Raw genomic sequence first — 16,740 nt, forward strand, 5'->3', positions numbered from 1 at the left:
GCGCATGCCCGTCAGCAGCAGAAAAGAGCGGCGCGGCGGTGCGTGGATCTCGTACAGCGATTTGCCTGGGGGGCTCATTGTTTGTCCGCGCGGCGAGGCGCGGCTCGGGTAAGCTGAAAGCGTCTTTATGAGCGGAGGGTTTACCTTCGCGCGGCCCACCGGAAATTCCAGAGTCTCAAATGCTGTGCAATTGCTTTACACTCAGGCTACAAAATGAGCCGAATCAGGAATTTTGAAACGCTGGTTTTTGGGAAACTGCGGCGGCCCTCCCCGACGGGGAAGGTGCATCGCGGCGCCTTCTGGCTGTTTCTGGTTTACCTGGCGTTCGGGCTGCTGAGCCTCTTGCCCGGAAGCTGGGGGGACACGTGTACGCTGGTGGCCGACATTGCGCTGCTGGCGCTGATTCCGCTCTGCCTGATTCTGTTTCTGCGCTGGATATTCGGGCATTTCCTGTGGAAGGTGCGCAACCGGCTGATATTGACCTATCTGCTGATGGGGCTGGCTCCGGTGGTGCTGTTTGTGACGCTGGCGGCGATTGCGCTTTATATGTTCTCGGGCCAGTTTGCCATTTTTGCCGGGAATGCGGAGAGCAACGCAGAACTGATGAAGCTGGCTGCGCAGAACCAGGTATTTGCCATGCACGTGGCCAACTCGCTGACGGCCGGCAAGGTTTCCAAGACGATTTCATTGCCGGAGGCGAAAGACCTGCTGGCGGCGGGTGAGTTCGCCGATACGCGGCTGGCCGTGTTTGTGGATGGCAACCATGAGGCCCTGCAGCCTGCGAGCCTGAATGCCAGCGATCTGCAGACTTTGCCGAAGTGGGTGGGGTCTGCGCCCTTTCAAGGGCTGGTGCTCGACCATGATCAGCTTTACCTGCGCGCGGTGGATACAGCCATGGCGGCTGGGCACCGGGTGACGGTGGTGAGCAGCATGCCGCTCGAAGATGCGGAGGTGGACCGCATTGCGGCGGGGTTGGGCTCGGCGATGATCTGGCCGAGCCGCGGGACCGAGTTGAATGATCCTAAAGACGGCGGCATTCATGTGAGGGTGGTGGGAGAGCCGCCGGCGCATGGAAAGCCCGCGGCCAGCATGGATGTGCCGCATGACGCCATCGTAGGCGGCCAACTGCCAGCCAAGCAGCATTTCTATGACATTCCCGTAGCATTTTACGGGCCGCTGGCGGCGACGGACTGGGCGACGGGCAACCTGCATGCGCATGGCGCGAACCTGACGATGCAGTCGCGGCCCTCGCTTTTGTATGCGCGGCTCTTCAACTATCAGCAACTGCTGAATGCTTCGAACACGATGGGCTCGGTGGTGCGCGACGTGCTGATCGGCATCGCGGTGCTCTTCGGGCTGCTGGAATTGGTCGCTTTCTACGGCGCGGTGCGGCTGAATACGACCATCACGCAGTCGATTCGGGACCTGTATGCGGCGACCGAAGCGATTGATCATGGCGACTTTGAGCATCGCATTCAGGTCAAGCGGCGCGACCAGTTGGCGGCGCTGAGCCAGTCCTTCAACGTGATGACGGCTTCGCTGGCGCGGCTGCTCGAGGAGCAGCGCGAGAAGCAGCGGTTGCAGAGCGAGCTGGCCATTGCGCAGGAGGTGCAGGCGAACCTGTTTCCGCAAGGCAATGTGCGGCTGGCCTCGCTGGAAGTGCATGGTTTTTGCCTGCCAGCGCGCACGGTCAGCGGAGACTACTACGACTTTCTGCAACTGGGCGACGATGCGCTGGGGCTGGCGCTGGGCGACATCAGCGGCAAGGGCATTTCGGCAGCGCTGCTGATGGCCTCGCTGCACTCGGCGGTGCGGGCCTACCGGTTTGCGGGCGAGGAGCTGATCTCGGCCGGCACGGTGGCACTGGCCACGGGCGGACGGACGGCCAATGGCGAGCAGGAGATTGAGTGCGGCGAGCTGTTTGAGGAGCCGGCCAAGATTCTGAGCCTGCTCAACCGGCACCTCTACCGCAGCACGCAGCCGGAGAAGTACGCGACGCTGTTTCTGGCGCACTTCGATGCCGATGCCAGCCGGCTGACGTACTCGAACGGGGGGCAACTGCCTCCGCTGCTGCTGCGCGCCAACGGGGCAGTGGAGCGGCTGGACCGTGGCGGCACAGTGGTGGGCCTGCTGGACAACATGGTCTACGAGCAGGACTCGATGCAGATGCATGCGGGCGACATTCTGATTGCCTACTCCGACGGGGTGACGGAGCCGGAGAACGAGTTCGGCGACTTTGGCGAGGAGCGGCTGGTGGACGTGGTGCGGCGGCACCGGCATCTGCCGCTGGAGGTGATCTCAGGCCAGGTGATGCAGGCGCTGCGGAACTGGATCGGAGTGCAGGAGCAGCCCGACGACATTACCCTGGTGCTGGCGCGCGCGGGCCGGATGGAAGCCTGAAGATGGCTGTGTTCTGTTGCGCAAAAATGTGAATTAGAAATCACATTTTTGCGGCACTAAAGCTTGTGCGGGTTTTCTGCTGGCGCTTAAGGGCATTTATATCAGAGATTTAGGCTCGTCTTTGAGTGAATGTGAACGCGCATTCGCTTTTAGCCTGTTTTTTCTTTAGAGGAGATAGCGGAAATCTGGATGATGGGGCAAATGTAAGAAAACAGGCATGTTGCGGTCGCGAAAAATGTGAATATGGATTCACATTGTGGAGCAGGGTGGAAAGTGCGTTCCGCTAACCTATGCCCTGTCTATAGGATAGCGCGAATCGATGGTATTTCCGGCAGGGGTTTCAGGCGCGTTTTCGCTCATGCCGGATTGAGGCGTGGGGCGCGCGCCGGAATGGGTGGGAGGGGGCAGACCCCGCCCGAGCGGAGCCTGGACCCCGGCACCCGAAGGGCTTGTGGCGGGGCAAACCTCTTCGCTATTCGCGGGCTTTGCCGAGGGGCTTGGTGTAGCGGATGAAGTGGCAGCGCTGCTTGATGGGGCCGATGACTTCGGGGGGAATGTCTTCGGTGCCGCAGGCCCGGTAGCCGAGCTTTTCGTAGTAGGCAGGCAGTTCTTCGCGCAGGTTCACGATGGTCATGTCCATGTGGAGCGCGCCGCGCTCGCGGGCGTACTCCTCGGCGGCGGCGACCAGGCGCGCCCCGAGCCCGGTTCTCTGATGGGCGGGATCGACGGCCAGCAGGCCGAAGTAGCCGCGGTCGGCCTTGATTTCGACAAAGACGCAGCCGTGGATTTCTCCGTTTTTTTCGGAGAGGAGGAATTGGCCGCTCTCAAAGTAGGCGCGTGTCTGTTCGGGATTGAGACGCTCGCTGAACTTGAAGAAGCTTTCGACGGCAAAGGCCCGGTTGATGAGCGCCGTGAGCACAGGGAGATCTGATTCCGTGGCAAATCGCAGGTCAGTCATAGGGGAGTATTACCCATAAGGTATTGCATGGAGCGATTGGCTGCAAGTGGTTGTAATAGCAGGGGAAACCCTCGCCGGTTCGCTCGCGGAAGGGCTGTAGCCGGCGGTGCTTTGGGCGGAATGACAAAGAGGGCGGACATGGTGGGAGAAACTTCGGGCGGCGTTTGGGTGCCGGGAAATTACCGGGATTCTTCGCTGCGCTCAGAATGACGCCATCTTTGTCGCGGCTTTCCCTCAGGGGCTAAAGCCCTGGATCTTTGGCGGGTTGGGATGTACGGGCTAAAGCCCGTACCTTTCAACAAGGGCTAAAGCCGTGCCCTGATACAAGAGGCTTCGATTGATTGAGCTTTTCACCCACATCTCTTTGAGATGTGGGGCACCTGTGATGTTTCAAGAGGTTGTCCATTCGAAATTTCGCGGAGAAGCTGTTTGTGGCGAACAAGCAGAGTCTTCGGAGAGATCGAATGGACATTCACCAGAATGCTCGTCTAACGCCTTACAGTCGAGAGCAGTTGGCGAGAAAAGTTATTTGTACCGGGTGCACGTTGAAGCTGGCCGCGGCCAGCTTCAACGTGAGCGCAAAGACGGCCGGCAAATGGGTGCGCCGGTATCGCGCCGAGGGTTCGGATGGCTTGCGGGACCGCAGCTCGCGTCCGCATCGCAGCCCGCGGCGCTTGCCGGAGGCGTTGCGGCTGAGTGTGATTGAGCTACGGCGGGGTTACATGCCGGGGTATCAGATCGCCCGGCGCAGCGCTGTGAGCGTGTCTTCGGTGAGCCGTATTTTGCGGCGCGCGCGGCTGAGCCGATGGCGCGATCTGAACCCGCCTCCGCCGGTGGTTCGCTATGAGCATGCCGCTCCAGGCGACTTGCTGCATCTGGACATCAAAGGCATGACGCGCTTCGGCGAGGTCTCGCTGCGCGGCGACGGCAGGCTGCGGGGCAAGAAGGAACACCCGGGCTTTTTGGCTCTGCATGTGGCCGTCGACGATCACTCGCGCATGGTCTTCGCCCAGATGCTGGCCGATCAGAAGGCGGAAACCACGATCGGTTTTCTGCACGCGGCGGTTGAGTTTTTCGCCAGCCATGGTATCGGCATCCGCGCGCTGCTGACCGACAACGGCAGCAGCTACCGCTCTCGCCAGTTCCGTCAGGCTTGCCAGCAGATGGCCATCAAACACAGCCGCACTCGGCCCTATACCCCCAGAACCAACGGCAAGGCCGAGCGCTTCATCCAGACAGCCATGCGCGAATGGGCTTACGCCAAACACTGGACCGACTCCAGCCAGAGAGATCAACACTTGCAGTCCTGGATCCACTACTACAACCACGAAAGACCTCATGGTAGCCTCAACTACAAACCGCCAAGCAGCCGATCCCAAGAAGGAACAACCTCTTGACCTTCTACAGGCACCCGGTTCGCTTCGTTTGGGCGGGATGACAGGGGATGGGTGTCGCTTTGGATGACCGAGGATAACGGTTAAGGTGATCGCTTGGGTCGGGGCAATATTGCCGGGATGACTGCGAGAAGGATTGAGGGGAGGGATTCCGCGTCCGGATAGATGGACGTGGGGCACCCGTTGTTTGAGGGTGCCCCTTACGTGAGAGAGGTTTGCGGTGCGGACCGGCTAGGATGCGGTGTGAGCCGGAGTCGCGGGCGTGCTGTTCGAGGCCATTTTGGCGGCGTCGGCCTTGATGGCGTTCTCTTCTAGGGCTTCGGCCTTGGGCATGAGGTCAATGGCGGACTGAATTTCGGGGTCCCAGTTGTCGATGGCCTCGTCGCCGGCGGCGGCGTTGAACTGGTAGGTGAGGATCTGATCCTGAATGCTCGCCTTGATCCAGGGCAGGACGCCATTGATGTTGGCGGCGGTGAAGTCAATCTGGCGCGATTTGAGGTAGTTCTCAAAGGCGGTCATGACTTCGTCGTTGACCTGGAAGTCTTTGGCCACGGTGCGGTGCGCCATGTAATTGTCAGCAAAGCGCGTGAAGACGTAATGGGCCAGCAGGAGGGTCTGGAAGTCGTTGTACTTCTCGGGGGTGAGCTTCACGTCAGGCGTGATGCCGCCGCCGCCATAGACCGTGCGGCCTGAATCGGTGAGATAGACCTTGCGGTCCTTGGTGCTCTCGGGCGTGTCGTGATCGTAGTAGTAGTCGTAGAGCGAGACGCCCTTGTAGTTGCGCTGGATGAGGCGTCCGCTGGGCGTGAAGTAGTGGTAGGTGGTGAGGGTGAGGCCGGTGCCGTCAGAGAGCGGATAGACGGTCTGGACGAGGCCCTTGCCGAAGGTGGTTTCGCCGGCGATGAGGGCGCGGTCGTGGTCCTGCAGCGCGCCGCTGACGATCTCAGCCGCGGAGGCGGTGTTGTGATTGACCAGCACGACGATGGGGAAGTGCGTGCCGCCGTTGCCCTGGGTGGCGCGGTAAATCTGCTCAGGATAGGCGCGTCCGCGCTGGGAGACGATGATTTGACCGCGCTTGAGCAGACGGTTACAGACAGCCACGGCATCGACGAGGACGCCGCCGGGGTTGCCGCGCAGATCGAGCACCAGACCCTTGAGGTTCTGGAAGCTGTTCATGGTGTCGTCGAATTCCTGGCCGGTCGTCTCCTGGAACTGGGTGATGTGAATGTAGCCGATGCCGGGGCGGATCATGTAGGCGACATCAATGCTGGGGTTGGGGATTTCGTCGCGGACCAGAGTAAAGGTGAGCGGCTTGTCAAAGCCGTCGCGGATCATGGTGACCTTGACGCTGGTGCCCTTGGCTCCCTTGAGATGATTGGCCACGTCGGCGGAGGTCATGCCCTTGGTGGTGCCGCCCTGAATGGTGTCGATGATGTCGCCGGGCTTGATGCCGGCCTTCATGGCCGGGGAGCCCGCCATGGGATGGACGACGACGATGCGCTCCTGCCCCTGAATCAACTGCGGCTGAATGAGCATGCCCACGCCGTAGTAGCGGCCGTGCTGCTCTTCGCGCATGGCGGCGAAGGCCTTGGGATCAAAGAAATTGGAGTGGGGATCGAGGGTGCGCAGCATGCCGGGAATGGCGCCGTCGTAAATTGCGCGGCCGGGGAGCTTGCCGGTGAGCGGGGTGGCGTAGTTTTCGGCGACCACCTGATAGACGCTGCTGAAGTCTTTGAGCCCGGCCCGGAAGCTGGAGGCGTCGTCCTCTGTCTGGGCGCCGACCTTCTGGTTGATCAACAGGCCCGCGAGACCGCAGACAGCGAAAAAAACGACAAGGGAGAAGGCGGTACGGCGCGCGGAAGAAGACATTCGGATCCGGAGTCCTTCGGTCCCTGAGTAGGGGCCGCAATATCAGGAGTATAGCATTCGGCCTGTACGGACGCGGGGATCGGCCGGAGCAGGGGGAATTGGTTTTGGAGTTTCCTTGGCGTTCGTGGAGTCGCGCATTTAGTATCTGGAGAAGCGCTGCCTGACATGCTGGGTCTTGTTTTCGACGCGGGATGCGGGCGGGCGCGATCCTTGAGACGTTCAGAGTGATGATGCTTCGATCCTTTCCGTTCCGGACGCTGATGGTTGCAACGCTGGCCATCGCCGTCATGCCGCTCCATGGCCAAAGCACCAATAAACAGGGCGACGCTTCCTCGCAGCAGGCCAATGGCCTGCCTTATCCGGGGACAGTGGTCGAGCAGATTGTGGCCCGCGTTGACGATCAGGTGATTGACACCTCGGACTACGAGCGCGCCGAGCAGGACCTGAAGCAGCAGGCGCAGCAGCAGAACATGTCTCAGGCCGAACTGGACCGCGAGAAGAAAGACCTGCTGCGCAACCTGATTGACCAGCAACTGCTGCTGGCCAAGGGCAAGCAGTTGGGCATCACCGGCGAAGACCAACTGGTGGAGCGGCTGGACGCGATCCGCAAGCAGAACCACCTGGACTCGATGACGGCCCTGCAGCAGGCGGTGGAATCGCAGGGGCTCTCCTGGCAGGACTTCAAGCAGCAGATCCGGAACAACATCATCACGCAGACGGTGATCCGGCAGAAGGTAGCGCCGACGATCCGCATTTCTCCTGATGAGATTCAGAAGTACTACGACCAGCATAAGAAGGAGTTTGACCGGCCCGAAGAGGTGCGGTTGAGCGAAATTCTGATTCCGACGCCGAACCCGGATGATGCTGCGCAGGTGGCCGAGGCGAAGAAGAAGGCCGATGGCATTGAAGCCCAATTGAAAGCGGGCGGCGATTTTGCCAAGCTGGCGAAGAGCGATTCCACGGGGCCCACGGCGCCGCAGGGCGGCGACCTGGGCGACTTTCAGAAGGGGCAGCTTGCTCCTGAGCTCGAGAACGCGACGTTTCCGCTGAAGAAGGGGCAGTTTACCGAGCCGATTCAGACCAAGCAGGGGTGGATCATTCTCGAAGTGACGCATCACCAGGATGCGGGTCTCGCCCCGATGAACCAGGTGGAGACGCAGATTGAGAATGCGGTCGGCTACAACAAGATGCAGCCGGCGTTGCGCGCTTATCTGACCAAGCTGCGCAATGAGTCTTATATTGATATTCGGCCGGGCTACACCGATGCAGGCGCGACGCCGAATGAGATGAAGCCCATCTATAGCGCGTATGTGCCGCCCTCAGGCAAGAAGAAGAAGGCTCACATGACGCGCGTGCGCTACGACGCGTATCATCGCGGCCGCCACTATCGTGTGAAGAAGAAGGCAAAGACGGAAGAGGCGAGCGCGCAGACCTCCACAAAGGAAAGCCGCAAGCTGCGCCGCGAGCGCCGCAAGGAGCGCGCGGGCATTCAGAAGCCGGGCAAGAAGGAAAAGATTCGTTTCGGGCAGGCTCCGCGCGAGAACCTGCCGCCGGCACTGGGGCAGCAGCCGGAAGGAGCCGATACCGGCAACGGTGCTGAGGCCAATGCCGATGCGACGCAACCGGCGGCCACCGGCAATGCCGCGAAGAAGCGTTTTGGCAGCAAGTCCAACGAACACCGTGCGAAGAAGGTGGATGACCATCATCCGGCGGCGGTGGTGGGCACGGCGGCCGAGGCCACGATGAAGGAGCAGCAGTCCTCGCTGGGTCTTGAAGGAAACACGGACAAGAAAAAGAAGAAGACGCATCCGTTGCGGGGAGGGCCGAAGCGCCGCTACTCCAAGGTGCAGTTGAAGAAGGACCAGGAGCAGAAGAAGGCCGCGCAGCAGCAGACGCAGCCTTCCTCAACCACTGGGACTTCGACTTCAGACAGCGGAAGCAGCCAGCCGCAGCAGTAGGAAATTCAATAGAACGGGCCTGTTATGAAAGAGCCGATGATCGCCGATCTCGCGCGGTATGAGAATCAGTCGATCACCGGCTTTTTCTGTGCCTCGCAGAAGAGCGTGCGCAATAAGAAGGATGGCGCGCCTTATCTGGCGCTGGTGCTGGCCGACAGTACCGGGCAGGTTGAGGCCCTTCTGTGGGACATGACCGATTGCCGCGGCGAGTTTTCGCAAGGCGACGTGGTGAAGGTTCGCGGGCAGGTGGGCCGCTATCGCGATAAATTGCAACTCACACTTTCACAAATCCGCAAGGCTGAGCCGAATGAGTTCACACTGGCGGATTTTGTGAGGGCGACCGAGCGCGATGTGAACGAGCTGTGGCAGGAGCTGGAGAGCTGGGTGGCCAGCTTTACCGACGCCGATCTGCAACGGCTGGTGCGGGCCTTTCTGAATGACGCGGAGATTGGCGGCGCGCTGCGGGAGGCTCCGGCAGCGAAGAGCATGCATCATGCGTGGATTGGCGGGCTGCTGGAGCACATTGTGTCGCTGGTGGGGCTGTGCGACCGCGTGGCGAGCTACTATCCTGGGATTCATCGCGACCTGGTGCTGACGGGCGCCATGCTGCACGACATTGGCAAGCTGGCCGAGCTGCGCTGGGGCATGAGCTTTGACTACACGCTGCCGGGACAGTTGCTGGGCCACATCACCATGGGCGTGAACATGGTAGAGCGGAAGATTGCGGAGCTGGGGGATTTTCCGGCAGAGAAGCGCGTGCTGGTGGAGCACATGATTCTGAGCCACCATGGCCGGTATGAATATGGGTCGCCGAAGCTGCCGATGATTCCGGAAGCGATTCTGCTGCACTATCTGGATGACCTCGATGCGAAGATGCAGACGGTGACGAACGAGTTTGCGCGCGCTGCGGCGAGTGGCCGGGATGCGGCGGAGATGACCGAATGGGTGCGGTCAATGGAGCGGCCGCTGTTGAATACGCGGGCCTATCTGGCCACGGCGGAGAAGCCGACTGCGAGCGAGGATACCGACGCCGGTACGTGAGAGATGGATGCCTTACCTTTTGAAGACTGAGCCCGATGTGTATTCGATTGACGACCTGGAGCGCGACCGCGAGACGATCTGGGACGGGGTGGGGAATCCGCAGGCGGTGGGCTACCTGGCGCGCATGCCGATTGGCGAGATGCTGGTGATCTACCACACGAGCGGCGAGAAGCGCGCGACCGGGCTGGCCAAGTGCGTGGCCGTGAATGCGGAGAATCCGAAGGTGCCGGAAGTGCGGATTCGCTTTGTGAAGAAGCTGAAGACGCCGCGCACGCTTGCGGGGATGAAAGAGATGAAGCTGTTTGCGGAGTCTCCGCTGGTGCGGCAGGGCCGCCTTGGAGTGGTGCCGCTGACGGCGGCGCAGTATGAGTGGATCGCGGGCCAGTAGTCTGCGAGATGATGCGCGGCGGCGGCCCGGAGATGGGTTGCCGGTAAAAGTCATCTACAATCAATATTGAAAAAATGTCTATGCTTCGATTTTCTACAGCCGGGGAATCCCACGGCGAAAGCCTGATTGCGCTGGTGTCTGGTATGCCGGCGGGCGTGCCGATTGATCAGGATTTCGTAAACCGCGAACTTTGGCGCCGCCAGCAGGGCTATGGCCGTGGCGGCCGCATGCGCATTGAGCAGGACACGGCTCACTTTTTGAGCGGCGTGCGTCATGGCAAGACGATCGGCTCGCCCATCGCGATGGAAATTGAGAATCGCGATTGGAAGAACTGGACCGAGATTCTTCCCGTAGAGACGGGCGATGCGAGCAAGCACAAGGCGGTGGCTTCGCCGCGCCCGGGGCATGCGGACCTTGCCGGGGCGCTGAAGTATGACTTTGCCGAAGCGCGGTATGTGCTGGAGCGTGCCTCGGCGCGCGAGTCCACGGCGCGTGTGGCGGCGGGCGCTGTGGCGAAGTCGCTGCTGCTTGAGCTGGGCATCGATGTGGCGAGTCATGTGGTTCGCGTCGGCAATGTGGAGATGGAGCGCACGGCGACGTGGGCTGAGATTGCCGCGTTGCGCGAGTTGGATGAAGTGATGCTTGGCTGTGTGGATGCCGAGACCGAGGCGCGCATGAAGGCCGAGGTGGATCGCGCGCTGCTGACCAAAGACACGATTGGCGGTGTGTTTGAGGTGGTGGTGCATGGCGCGCCGGCTGGCATTGGCACTTATGCCAATTGGGATGAGCGGCTGGATGGCGTGCTGGCGCAGGCGGTGATGTCACTGCAGGCGGTGAAGGCTGTGGAGATTGGGCGCGGTGTGACGGCGGCGGCCTCGATGGGCTCGGATGTGCACGATGCCATCGGCTATGCGGCGGAGCTGCCTGAGGGCGCGCACACGCGCTTCACTCGCGAGCGGAACAATGCGGGCGGCATTGAAGGCGGCATTTCAAATGGCGAGGATGTGGTGGTGCGCGGCTATCTGAAGCCGATCTCGACGTTGCGCCAGCCTCTGGCCTCAGTGCGGTTTGACACGCGCGAAGAGACGAAGGCGGCGTATGAACGCAGCGACGTCTGCGTGGTGCCGGCGGCCGGCGTGGCTGCCGAGGCGATGGTGGCGCTGGCCTTTGGACGGCTGCTGCTGGAGAAGTTTGGCGGCGATTCGCTGCGCGAATTGAAGCGTAACTATGACGGTTACCTGGAACAGATTCGCAGGTTTTAGTGATGATTCGACCGATTGTGAAGTATCCCGACCCAGTGTTGCAGCAACCGGCAGAGCCGGTGACCGAGTTTAACGAGGAGCTGCGCGCGCTGGTCGATGACATGTTTGAGTCGATGTATGAGGCGAAGGGCATCGGGCTGGCCGCGCCGCAGATCGGCATTTCGAAGCGGCTGACGGTGATTGACCTAAGCTTCAAAGAGAATCCGGACGAGAAGATTGTGCTGATCAATCCGGAGATTATTCATCGCGAGGGCCGCCAGTATGAGGAAGAAGGCTGCCTGAGCCTGCCGGATATTCGCGAAAAGGTGGTGCGCGCGGAAAAAGTAACTGTGCGTGCGCAGAATCTGGATGGCGAGTGGTTTGAGATGGATGGCGAGGAGCTGCTGTCACGGGCTTTTCAGCATGAGATCGATCATCTGGACGGGGTGCTGTTTATCTTTCGCATCAGCGCGCTGAAGCGGGACCTGGTGCTGCGGCGCATTCGCAAGATGCAGCGCGCGGGCGAGTGGTAGCGCGATGAAGCTGGTATTTTGCGGCACGCCCGCGTTTGCTGTTCCTACGCTGGAGGCGCTGCTGCAGGCCGGGCACGATGTGGCGCTGGTGGTGACGCAGCCGGACCGGCCGAGCGGACGCGGCATGCAAGTGTTGGCTCCGCCGGTGAAGCAGACGGCGCTGGCCGCGGGGCTGCCGGTGGTGCAGCCGGAGAAGATCAAGAACAATCTGGAATTTCGCGCGCAACTGGAGGCGATTGCTCCGGATGCAATCATTGTGGTGGCGTATGGGCGGATTATCCCGAAGTGGATGCTCGATCTGCCGCGCTACGGCAATCTGAATCTGCATGCTTCGCTGCTGCCGAAGTATCGCGGGGCCGCGCCGATTCAATGGGCCGTGGCGATGGGTGAAACGGTGACGGGCGCGACGACGATGCGCATCGACGAGGGCCTGGATACGGGCGATATGCTGCTGCAGGATGAGATGGAGATTCCGCCCGCGATGACGGCGGAGGAGCTGTTTCCGCTGCTGGCGGAGATGGGCGCTCCCCTGATGGTGGAGACGCTGGCCGGGCTGGAGCAGGGCACAGTCACGCCGCAAAAACAGGATGAGGCGCAGGCAACGCTGGCGCCGATATTGACGCGTGAAGATGGACGCGTGGATTTTGCACGCAGCGCGGCGGAGATCTATAACCGCTGGCGGGGTTTTCAGCCGTGGCCGGGTGCGTGGACGATGCTGGGCGGCAAGAAGCTGACGCTGCATCGCATGCTGTTGGCCGAGCGCGAGGATCGCGCGGAGCCGGGTATGGTGCGTGTGCATGCGGGGCGGTTGTTTTTCGCCTGCGGCGATGGCGGCTGGCTGGAGATTGCGGAGCTGCAACTTGAGGGCAAGAAGCGTATGCCGGTGACGGACTTTTTGCGAGGGAACACGCTCGCGCCAGAAACGCGGCTGGGCGCATGATTGCTCCGGCGCGCCGGGTGGCGTTTGATTTGCTGCAACGCATGGCCACGAGCGATGCGCATAGTGACGAGTTGCTGCGCACGATGAAGGTGAATGCGCTGGCAGCACAGGACCGCAACCTGGTGACGACGCTGGTGCTGGGCACGCTGCGCTGGCAGCCGGCTTTGGATCAAATACTGTTACAGTTTTTGACGCGGCCCGATCAGCGGCTTTCAGAGCCGGTGCGCGCGGCGCTGCGGCTGGGTGCGTTTCAATTGCTGCATCTGGATCGCGTGCCCCCGCATGCGGTGCTGAATGACAGCGTGGAGCTGGTGAAGCTCTCGAATGAAGCCTACGCAACCGGGCTGGTGAATGCGGTGCTGCGCAAGGTGATGCACATGCCGCGCGGAGCAGGGATGGATGCGGCGGCGGCGCACCCCGCGTGGCTGGCCGCGCGCTGGCGGCGGCACTTTGGGGCCGAAGCGGCGCAGGCGATTTGTGAGTATGACCAGCAGGCGAGCCCGGTGGCGTTGCGTGTGCAGAGTGCAAATCCTGCAGAAGAGCTGACGGGCGAGGGCGTGGAGTGCGCGCCGGGCGAGTGGCTGAATGACGCCTGCCGGGTGTTGCGCGGCGATGTGGCCAGAACGCAGGCCTTTGCCGAGGGCCGCGTGCGCGTGCAGGACGAAGGGTCGCAACTGGTGGCAGAGCTGGCGGCCGCCGCGATGCCGGAGGCGAAGCGGGTGCTGGATGCGTGCGCTGCTCCCGGAGGCAAGACGGCTGTGCTGGCCGAGCGGCTGGCGGAGGCGCGGATTGTAGCGCTTGAGATCAGCGAGCGGCGGCGCGAACAGATGAAGCGCAATCTGAAGGCCTACGAAGGGCGTGTGGAGTGCGTGGCGGGAGATGCGTCGGCGCTGCCTGCAGAGCCAGAGTATGACCTGATTCTGTGCGATGCGCCCTGCAGCGGCACGGGAACGATGGCGCGGAATCCGGAGATTCGGCTGCGGGTGTATCCGGAGGACCTGACGCGGCAACAGGCGCGGCAGGTTGCCATTCTGCGTGGTGTGGCCGGGGCACTGAAGCCCGGCGGGCGCGTGGTGTATGCGACGTGTTCGCTGGAGCCGGAAGAGAATGAAGATGTGGTGCGCGCGGTGGCGGCGCGCGTGGGGTTGCGGGTGGTGGAGATGACTCCGCTGGTGGAGCAACTGGCCGCCAGGGGTGTGCTGACAGAGCGCGGGCGGGAAAATGTGCTCGCCGCAATTACAAATGACCAGTTGCGCACGCTGCCCGGGGTGCATCCCTGCGATGGTTTTTTTGCCGCGGTGCTGGAGCGGGTGGACTAAGCGCTATTTTGCAACTGTGAGAGTGACAGTTGTGCCGGGCGTGACCTGGTAGCCGGCCAAAGGCGTCTGCGCGAGTACAGAACCGGTCAGGACGGGCGGCCGGGGAGCGGCGGTGGAGTTTACGCTGCCGACGGGCGGGATAGCCACGGCGACTTCTTTGACGGGCGCGAGCCGCAGGCCGGCATGGGTGACGGTGAGCGCGGCGCCGGTGAAGATTTTTCCTACAAGATTGGGCATGACGAGCGCATTTTGCGTGGGGGTGTCTTCGTCTGCCGGGGCGGCGACGAGCAACTGTACGTTGGGGCTGGCGACGTCTTTGGCATGCGCCGTGGGCGTTTGCGCCAGCACGGCACCGGAGACCGCTTGCGGCCACGGAAGGTAGGCGACCGAGCCGAGATCGAGTCCGGCGCGATGCACCTCAAGCATGGCGATGCGGTCCTGCATGCCGGTGAGCGCAGGAACGGTGACCTTTTGCGCGCCCAGGCTTTCCGTGACGCGCAGCGGCCAGCCGGTGCGCACGCGAGTGCCGGGGGCCGGCGTCTGGTCCATGATGTCACCGGCGGGAATGGCGGCGGAATAAAAGTGATTGGCGACCTGCATGCGCAGGCCGAGATGGGCGGACTCGCCATCGGCCTCGGCGATGCTTTTGCCGCGCATGTCTGGCACGCTGACCTCAGCGCCATGAATCACGAGCTGCATGGTGATGATGGCCGAGGTGAGCGCGACGGCGACCAGCAGCAGCATGATGCCGAGGATGCGGAAGAGCGATTTCACGCAGTCGTCTCCGCGCCGCCGCGAATGATCTCGATGGAGTAGTCGATTTTGACAGACTGCTCCAGCATCTTAGAGACGGAGCAGTACTTGTTTTTGGAGAGGGATACGGCGTCTTCGGCGGCCTTTTGCGTGACATCGCCCTCGATGCGATAGGTGAGGTGAATGTGCGTGAAGACGCGCGGCGGCTGCTCGGCCTGCTCGGCGCGGGCGCTGACGGTGAGGCCGCGAATGGGCTCGCGCTTCTTTTGCAGAATGCCGGCGACATCGACGGAGGTACAGCCGCAGAGCGCGGCCAGCACGGCTTCCATGGGGGAGGGACCGGCTTTGTGTTCGGCCGTGGTGTCGAAGAAGATGGTGTGATTGCTCTCGGTGTTGCCGGCGTAGAGCGAGCCCTGTTTCCATTCTGCCGATGCGATCATGGTGATTCTCCTTCCCATGTGTGGCTAATTGGATGCCTTTGCTACCCGTGATGATTGTCGGTTGCGGGCTCGGGATGAATCAAGACGCGATCGACTTCGGGGCAGCGCAGCTTGAAGCGGTCTTCCAGCGCGGTGATGATGGCGTGTACGCGCTGCATGGGCAGATCGTCGGGCAGAGTGCAGTGGCAGGAGAGGCTGATGGTTTCTCCGGCGCGGCCCACGAGCACCTCGTGAATGTCGATGACTTCGGGCAGCGTGGCGGCGGAGGCGCGCAGCTCGGCTTCCATGTGTTCGTCCTGCGCGAGGGCGACGGGCTTCTCAATGGTGGCCGGCTCGCTCTCGATGTGGGTGAGCACGGACTCGACCTGGGGCAGCTCGACGCGAATCTGGTCTTCAATGCCGCGCACGAATTCGTGGGCCTGGCGGAGCGGCATGGTTTCAGGCACCTCGATGTGCTGCTCGACGTGCAGGCCGCCTTCATAGGACTGCACGCTGACGTCGTGCAGCATGACATTGTTGCGCGAGGCGACGGCGCGCACCTTATCAAAGATGCTCTCGGCGCTGGTGGAGCGGGGAACGGTGTGGATGACCACATCGGCTCCGGGCACGATGCGATGCACGGCGCGCGTGGCCTCGGCAACTAACTGCTCGCTGCGCTGAAAGGTGAGCTGGCGCGGCATGGAGAGCGTGAGATCGGCGAAGTAGCGCGTGCCGGAGCGGCGCATGCGAAGCTGGTCCACGGTGATGACGCCTTTGGTGGCGCGCACCTCGCGCAGCACGCTCGAGAGGGTTTCGCGCGGTACGGCGTCAGTGAGCACGTAGATGGCGCGGTGGGCGATCTTCCAACTGAGGTAGACGATGATGCCGGAGACCAGGATGGCGGCGACGGGATCGGAATAATGCAGCCAGCCGAGATGGAAGCGGCGGCCGAGATGCGAAGAACTGATCCAGGAGGCGATGAGGCCGAGGAAGACTGCGGCGGTGGCCCAGATGTCGGTGCGGAAGTGGAGCGCGTCCGCCTCAAGCGCGGCGCTGCCGTGGCGCTGGGCGACGGTGTGCATCTGATGCGAACGCCAGAGATCAACGCAGACAGAAACGGCCAGCACCAGAAGCGGCCAGAAAGAGTAATGAATCTGGACCGGATGAAAGAAGATGCGGCGGCAGGCGTCGGTGGTGATCCAGATGGCGGAGGCGACCATGAGAAAGGTCTCAATGAAGGCGGAGATGTTCTCAAAGCGCGCGTGGCCGTAGGGGTGGTTGGCATCCGCGGGGCGATCAGAGATGCGCACCGAGACAAAGGTGAGCGCCGAGGCGAGCAGATCGACGCCGGAGTGAATGGCGTCAGAGAGAATGCCGAGGCTGCCGGTGGAAAGGGCAACAGCCAGCTTGAGCGCCGTCATGGTGCAGGCAGCACTGATGGAAAGCAGCGCGGCAGAGCGCTTTTCCATTTGCGCATTGGGCTGCATGCGCACAGAAGAGCCGGTATTGGCCTGAAGCGGCATTGCT

The 16,740-nt window shown here is 62.2% G+C and carries 14 protein-coding genes; 9 read left to right on the forward strand and 5 right to left on the reverse strand.

All coding sequences use genetic code 11. From position 1 onward, the window contains the following. Positions 1 to 213 precede the first annotated feature (213 nt). The gene (locus ACP_RS14810) at positions 214 to 2,400 is read left to right on the forward strand and encodes a PP2C family protein-serine/threonine phosphatase (protein WP_015898167.1); all 2,187 of its coding nucleotides are present in this window, start codon (positions 214 to 216) and stop codon (positions 2,398 to 2,400) included. 472 nt (positions 2,401 to 2,872) lie between these two features. On the opposite strand, the gene ACP_RS17475 is transcribed toward ACP_RS14810, so the two are convergent. Beyond that, positions 2,873 to 3,358, reverse strand: coding sequence for a GNAT family N-acetyltransferase (locus tag ACP_RS17475; protein ID WP_015898168.1), 486 nt, complete (start codon positions 3,356 to 3,358; stop codon positions 2,873 to 2,875). Between the two features lie 464 nt (positions 3,359 to 3,822). On the opposite strand from ACP_RS17475, the gene ACP_RS14820 reads away from it, so the two are divergent. Beyond that, positions 3,823 to 4,755, forward strand: coding sequence for an IS481-like element ISAcp2 family transposase (locus ACP_RS14820; protein ID WP_012680514.1), 933 nt, complete (start codon positions 3,823 to 3,825; stop codon positions 4,753 to 4,755). Between the two features lie 228 nt (positions 4,756 to 4,983). On the opposite strand, the gene ACP_RS14825 is transcribed toward ACP_RS14820, so the two are convergent. Next, complete coding sequence (locus ACP_RS14825; RefSeq protein WP_015898169.1) at positions 4,984 to 6,621, reverse strand: S41 family peptidase; 1,638 nt, start codon at positions 6,619 to 6,621, stop codon at positions 4,984 to 4,986. A gap of 227 nt (positions 6,622 to 6,848) precedes the next feature. Here ACP_RS14825 and ACP_RS14830 point away from each other — a divergent pair, with 227 nt between their 5' ends. From ACP_RS14830 to ACP_RS14860, 7 genes are all read left to right on the forward strand, one after another. Continuing rightward, entirely contained in the window at positions 6,849 to 8,579 is a 1,731-nt protein-coding gene (locus tag ACP_RS14830) for a peptidylprolyl isomerase (RefSeq protein ID WP_052294839.1), read from the forward strand. Positions 8,580 to 8,615: 36 nt separating this feature from the next. Continuing rightward, on the forward strand, positions 8,616 to 9,620 hold the full coding sequence (locus tag ACP_RS14835) for a 3'-5' exoribonuclease YhaM family protein (RefSeq protein WP_238525580.1): 1,005 nt from the start codon (positions 8,616 to 8,618) through the stop codon (positions 9,618 to 9,620). Positions 9,621 to 9,627: 7 nt separating this feature from the next. Continuing rightward, positions 9,628 to 10,008 carry an EVE domain-containing protein gene (locus tag ACP_RS14840; protein WP_015898172.1) on the forward strand — a complete coding sequence of 127 codons (381 nt, stop codon included), beginning with the start codon at positions 9,628 to 9,630 and terminating at the stop codon, positions 10,006 to 10,008. A gap of 80 nt (positions 10,009 to 10,088) precedes the next feature. Then, positions 10,089 to 11,270 carry a chorismate synthase gene (gene aroC, locus ACP_RS14845; RefSeq protein ID WP_015898173.1) on the forward strand — a complete coding sequence of 394 codons (1,182 nt, stop codon included), beginning with the start codon at positions 10,089 to 10,091 and terminating at the stop codon, positions 11,268 to 11,270. Positions 11,271 to 11,272: 2 nt separating this feature from the next. After that, on the forward strand, positions 11,273 to 11,782 hold the full coding sequence (gene def, locus ACP_RS14850) for a peptide deformylase (protein ID WP_041839628.1): 510 nt from the start codon (positions 11,273 to 11,275) through the stop codon (positions 11,780 to 11,782). Between the two features lie 4 nt (positions 11,783 to 11,786). After that, positions 11,787 to 12,722 (forward strand): methionyl-tRNA formyltransferase, encoded by a 936-nt coding sequence (fmt, locus tag ACP_RS14855; RefSeq protein WP_015898175.1) that lies wholly within the window; start codon positions 11,787 to 11,789, stop codon positions 12,720 to 12,722. Beyond that, positions 12,719 to 14,041 carry a transcription antitermination factor NusB gene (locus ACP_RS14860; RefSeq protein ID WP_015898176.1) on the forward strand — a complete coding sequence of 441 codons (1,323 nt, stop codon included), beginning with the start codon at positions 12,719 to 12,721 and terminating at the stop codon, positions 14,039 to 14,041. Before fmt ends, ACP_RS14860 begins: the two co-directional genes overlap by 4 nt. A 3-nt stretch (positions 14,042 to 14,044) precedes the next feature. Here the strand turns inward: ACP_RS14860 and ACP_RS14865 are convergent, their stop codons facing one another. The 3 genes from ACP_RS14865 to ACP_RS14875 are packed head-to-tail and all read right to left on the reverse strand — an operon-like array spanning position 14,045 to position 16,736. After that, positions 14,045 to 14,815: a PASTA domain-containing protein gene (locus ACP_RS14865; RefSeq protein ID WP_015898177.1), complete on the reverse strand. Its 771-nt coding sequence runs from the start codon at positions 14,813 to 14,815 to the stop codon at positions 14,045 to 14,047. Continuing rightward, the gene (locus tag ACP_RS14870) at positions 14,812 to 15,234 is read right to left on the reverse strand and encodes an OsmC family protein (RefSeq protein WP_015898178.1); all 423 of its coding nucleotides are present in this window, start codon (positions 15,232 to 15,234) and stop codon (positions 14,812 to 14,814) included. Before ACP_RS14870 ends, ACP_RS14865 begins: the two co-directional genes overlap by 4 nt. Positions 15,235 to 15,275: 41 nt before the next feature. Further along, a complete protein-coding gene (locus tag ACP_RS14875) occupies positions 15,276 to 16,736 on the reverse strand; it encodes a cation-efflux pump (RefSeq protein ID WP_238525581.1) in 1,461 nt (486 codons plus the stop codon). Between the last annotated feature and the right edge of the window lie 4 nt (positions 16,737 to 16,740).

It is taken from the genome of Acidobacterium capsulatum ATCC 51196 (assembly GCF_000022565.1).
GTDB classification, from domain to species: Bacteria; Acidobacteriota; Terriglobia; order Terriglobales; family Acidobacteriaceae; genus Acidobacterium; species Acidobacterium capsulatum.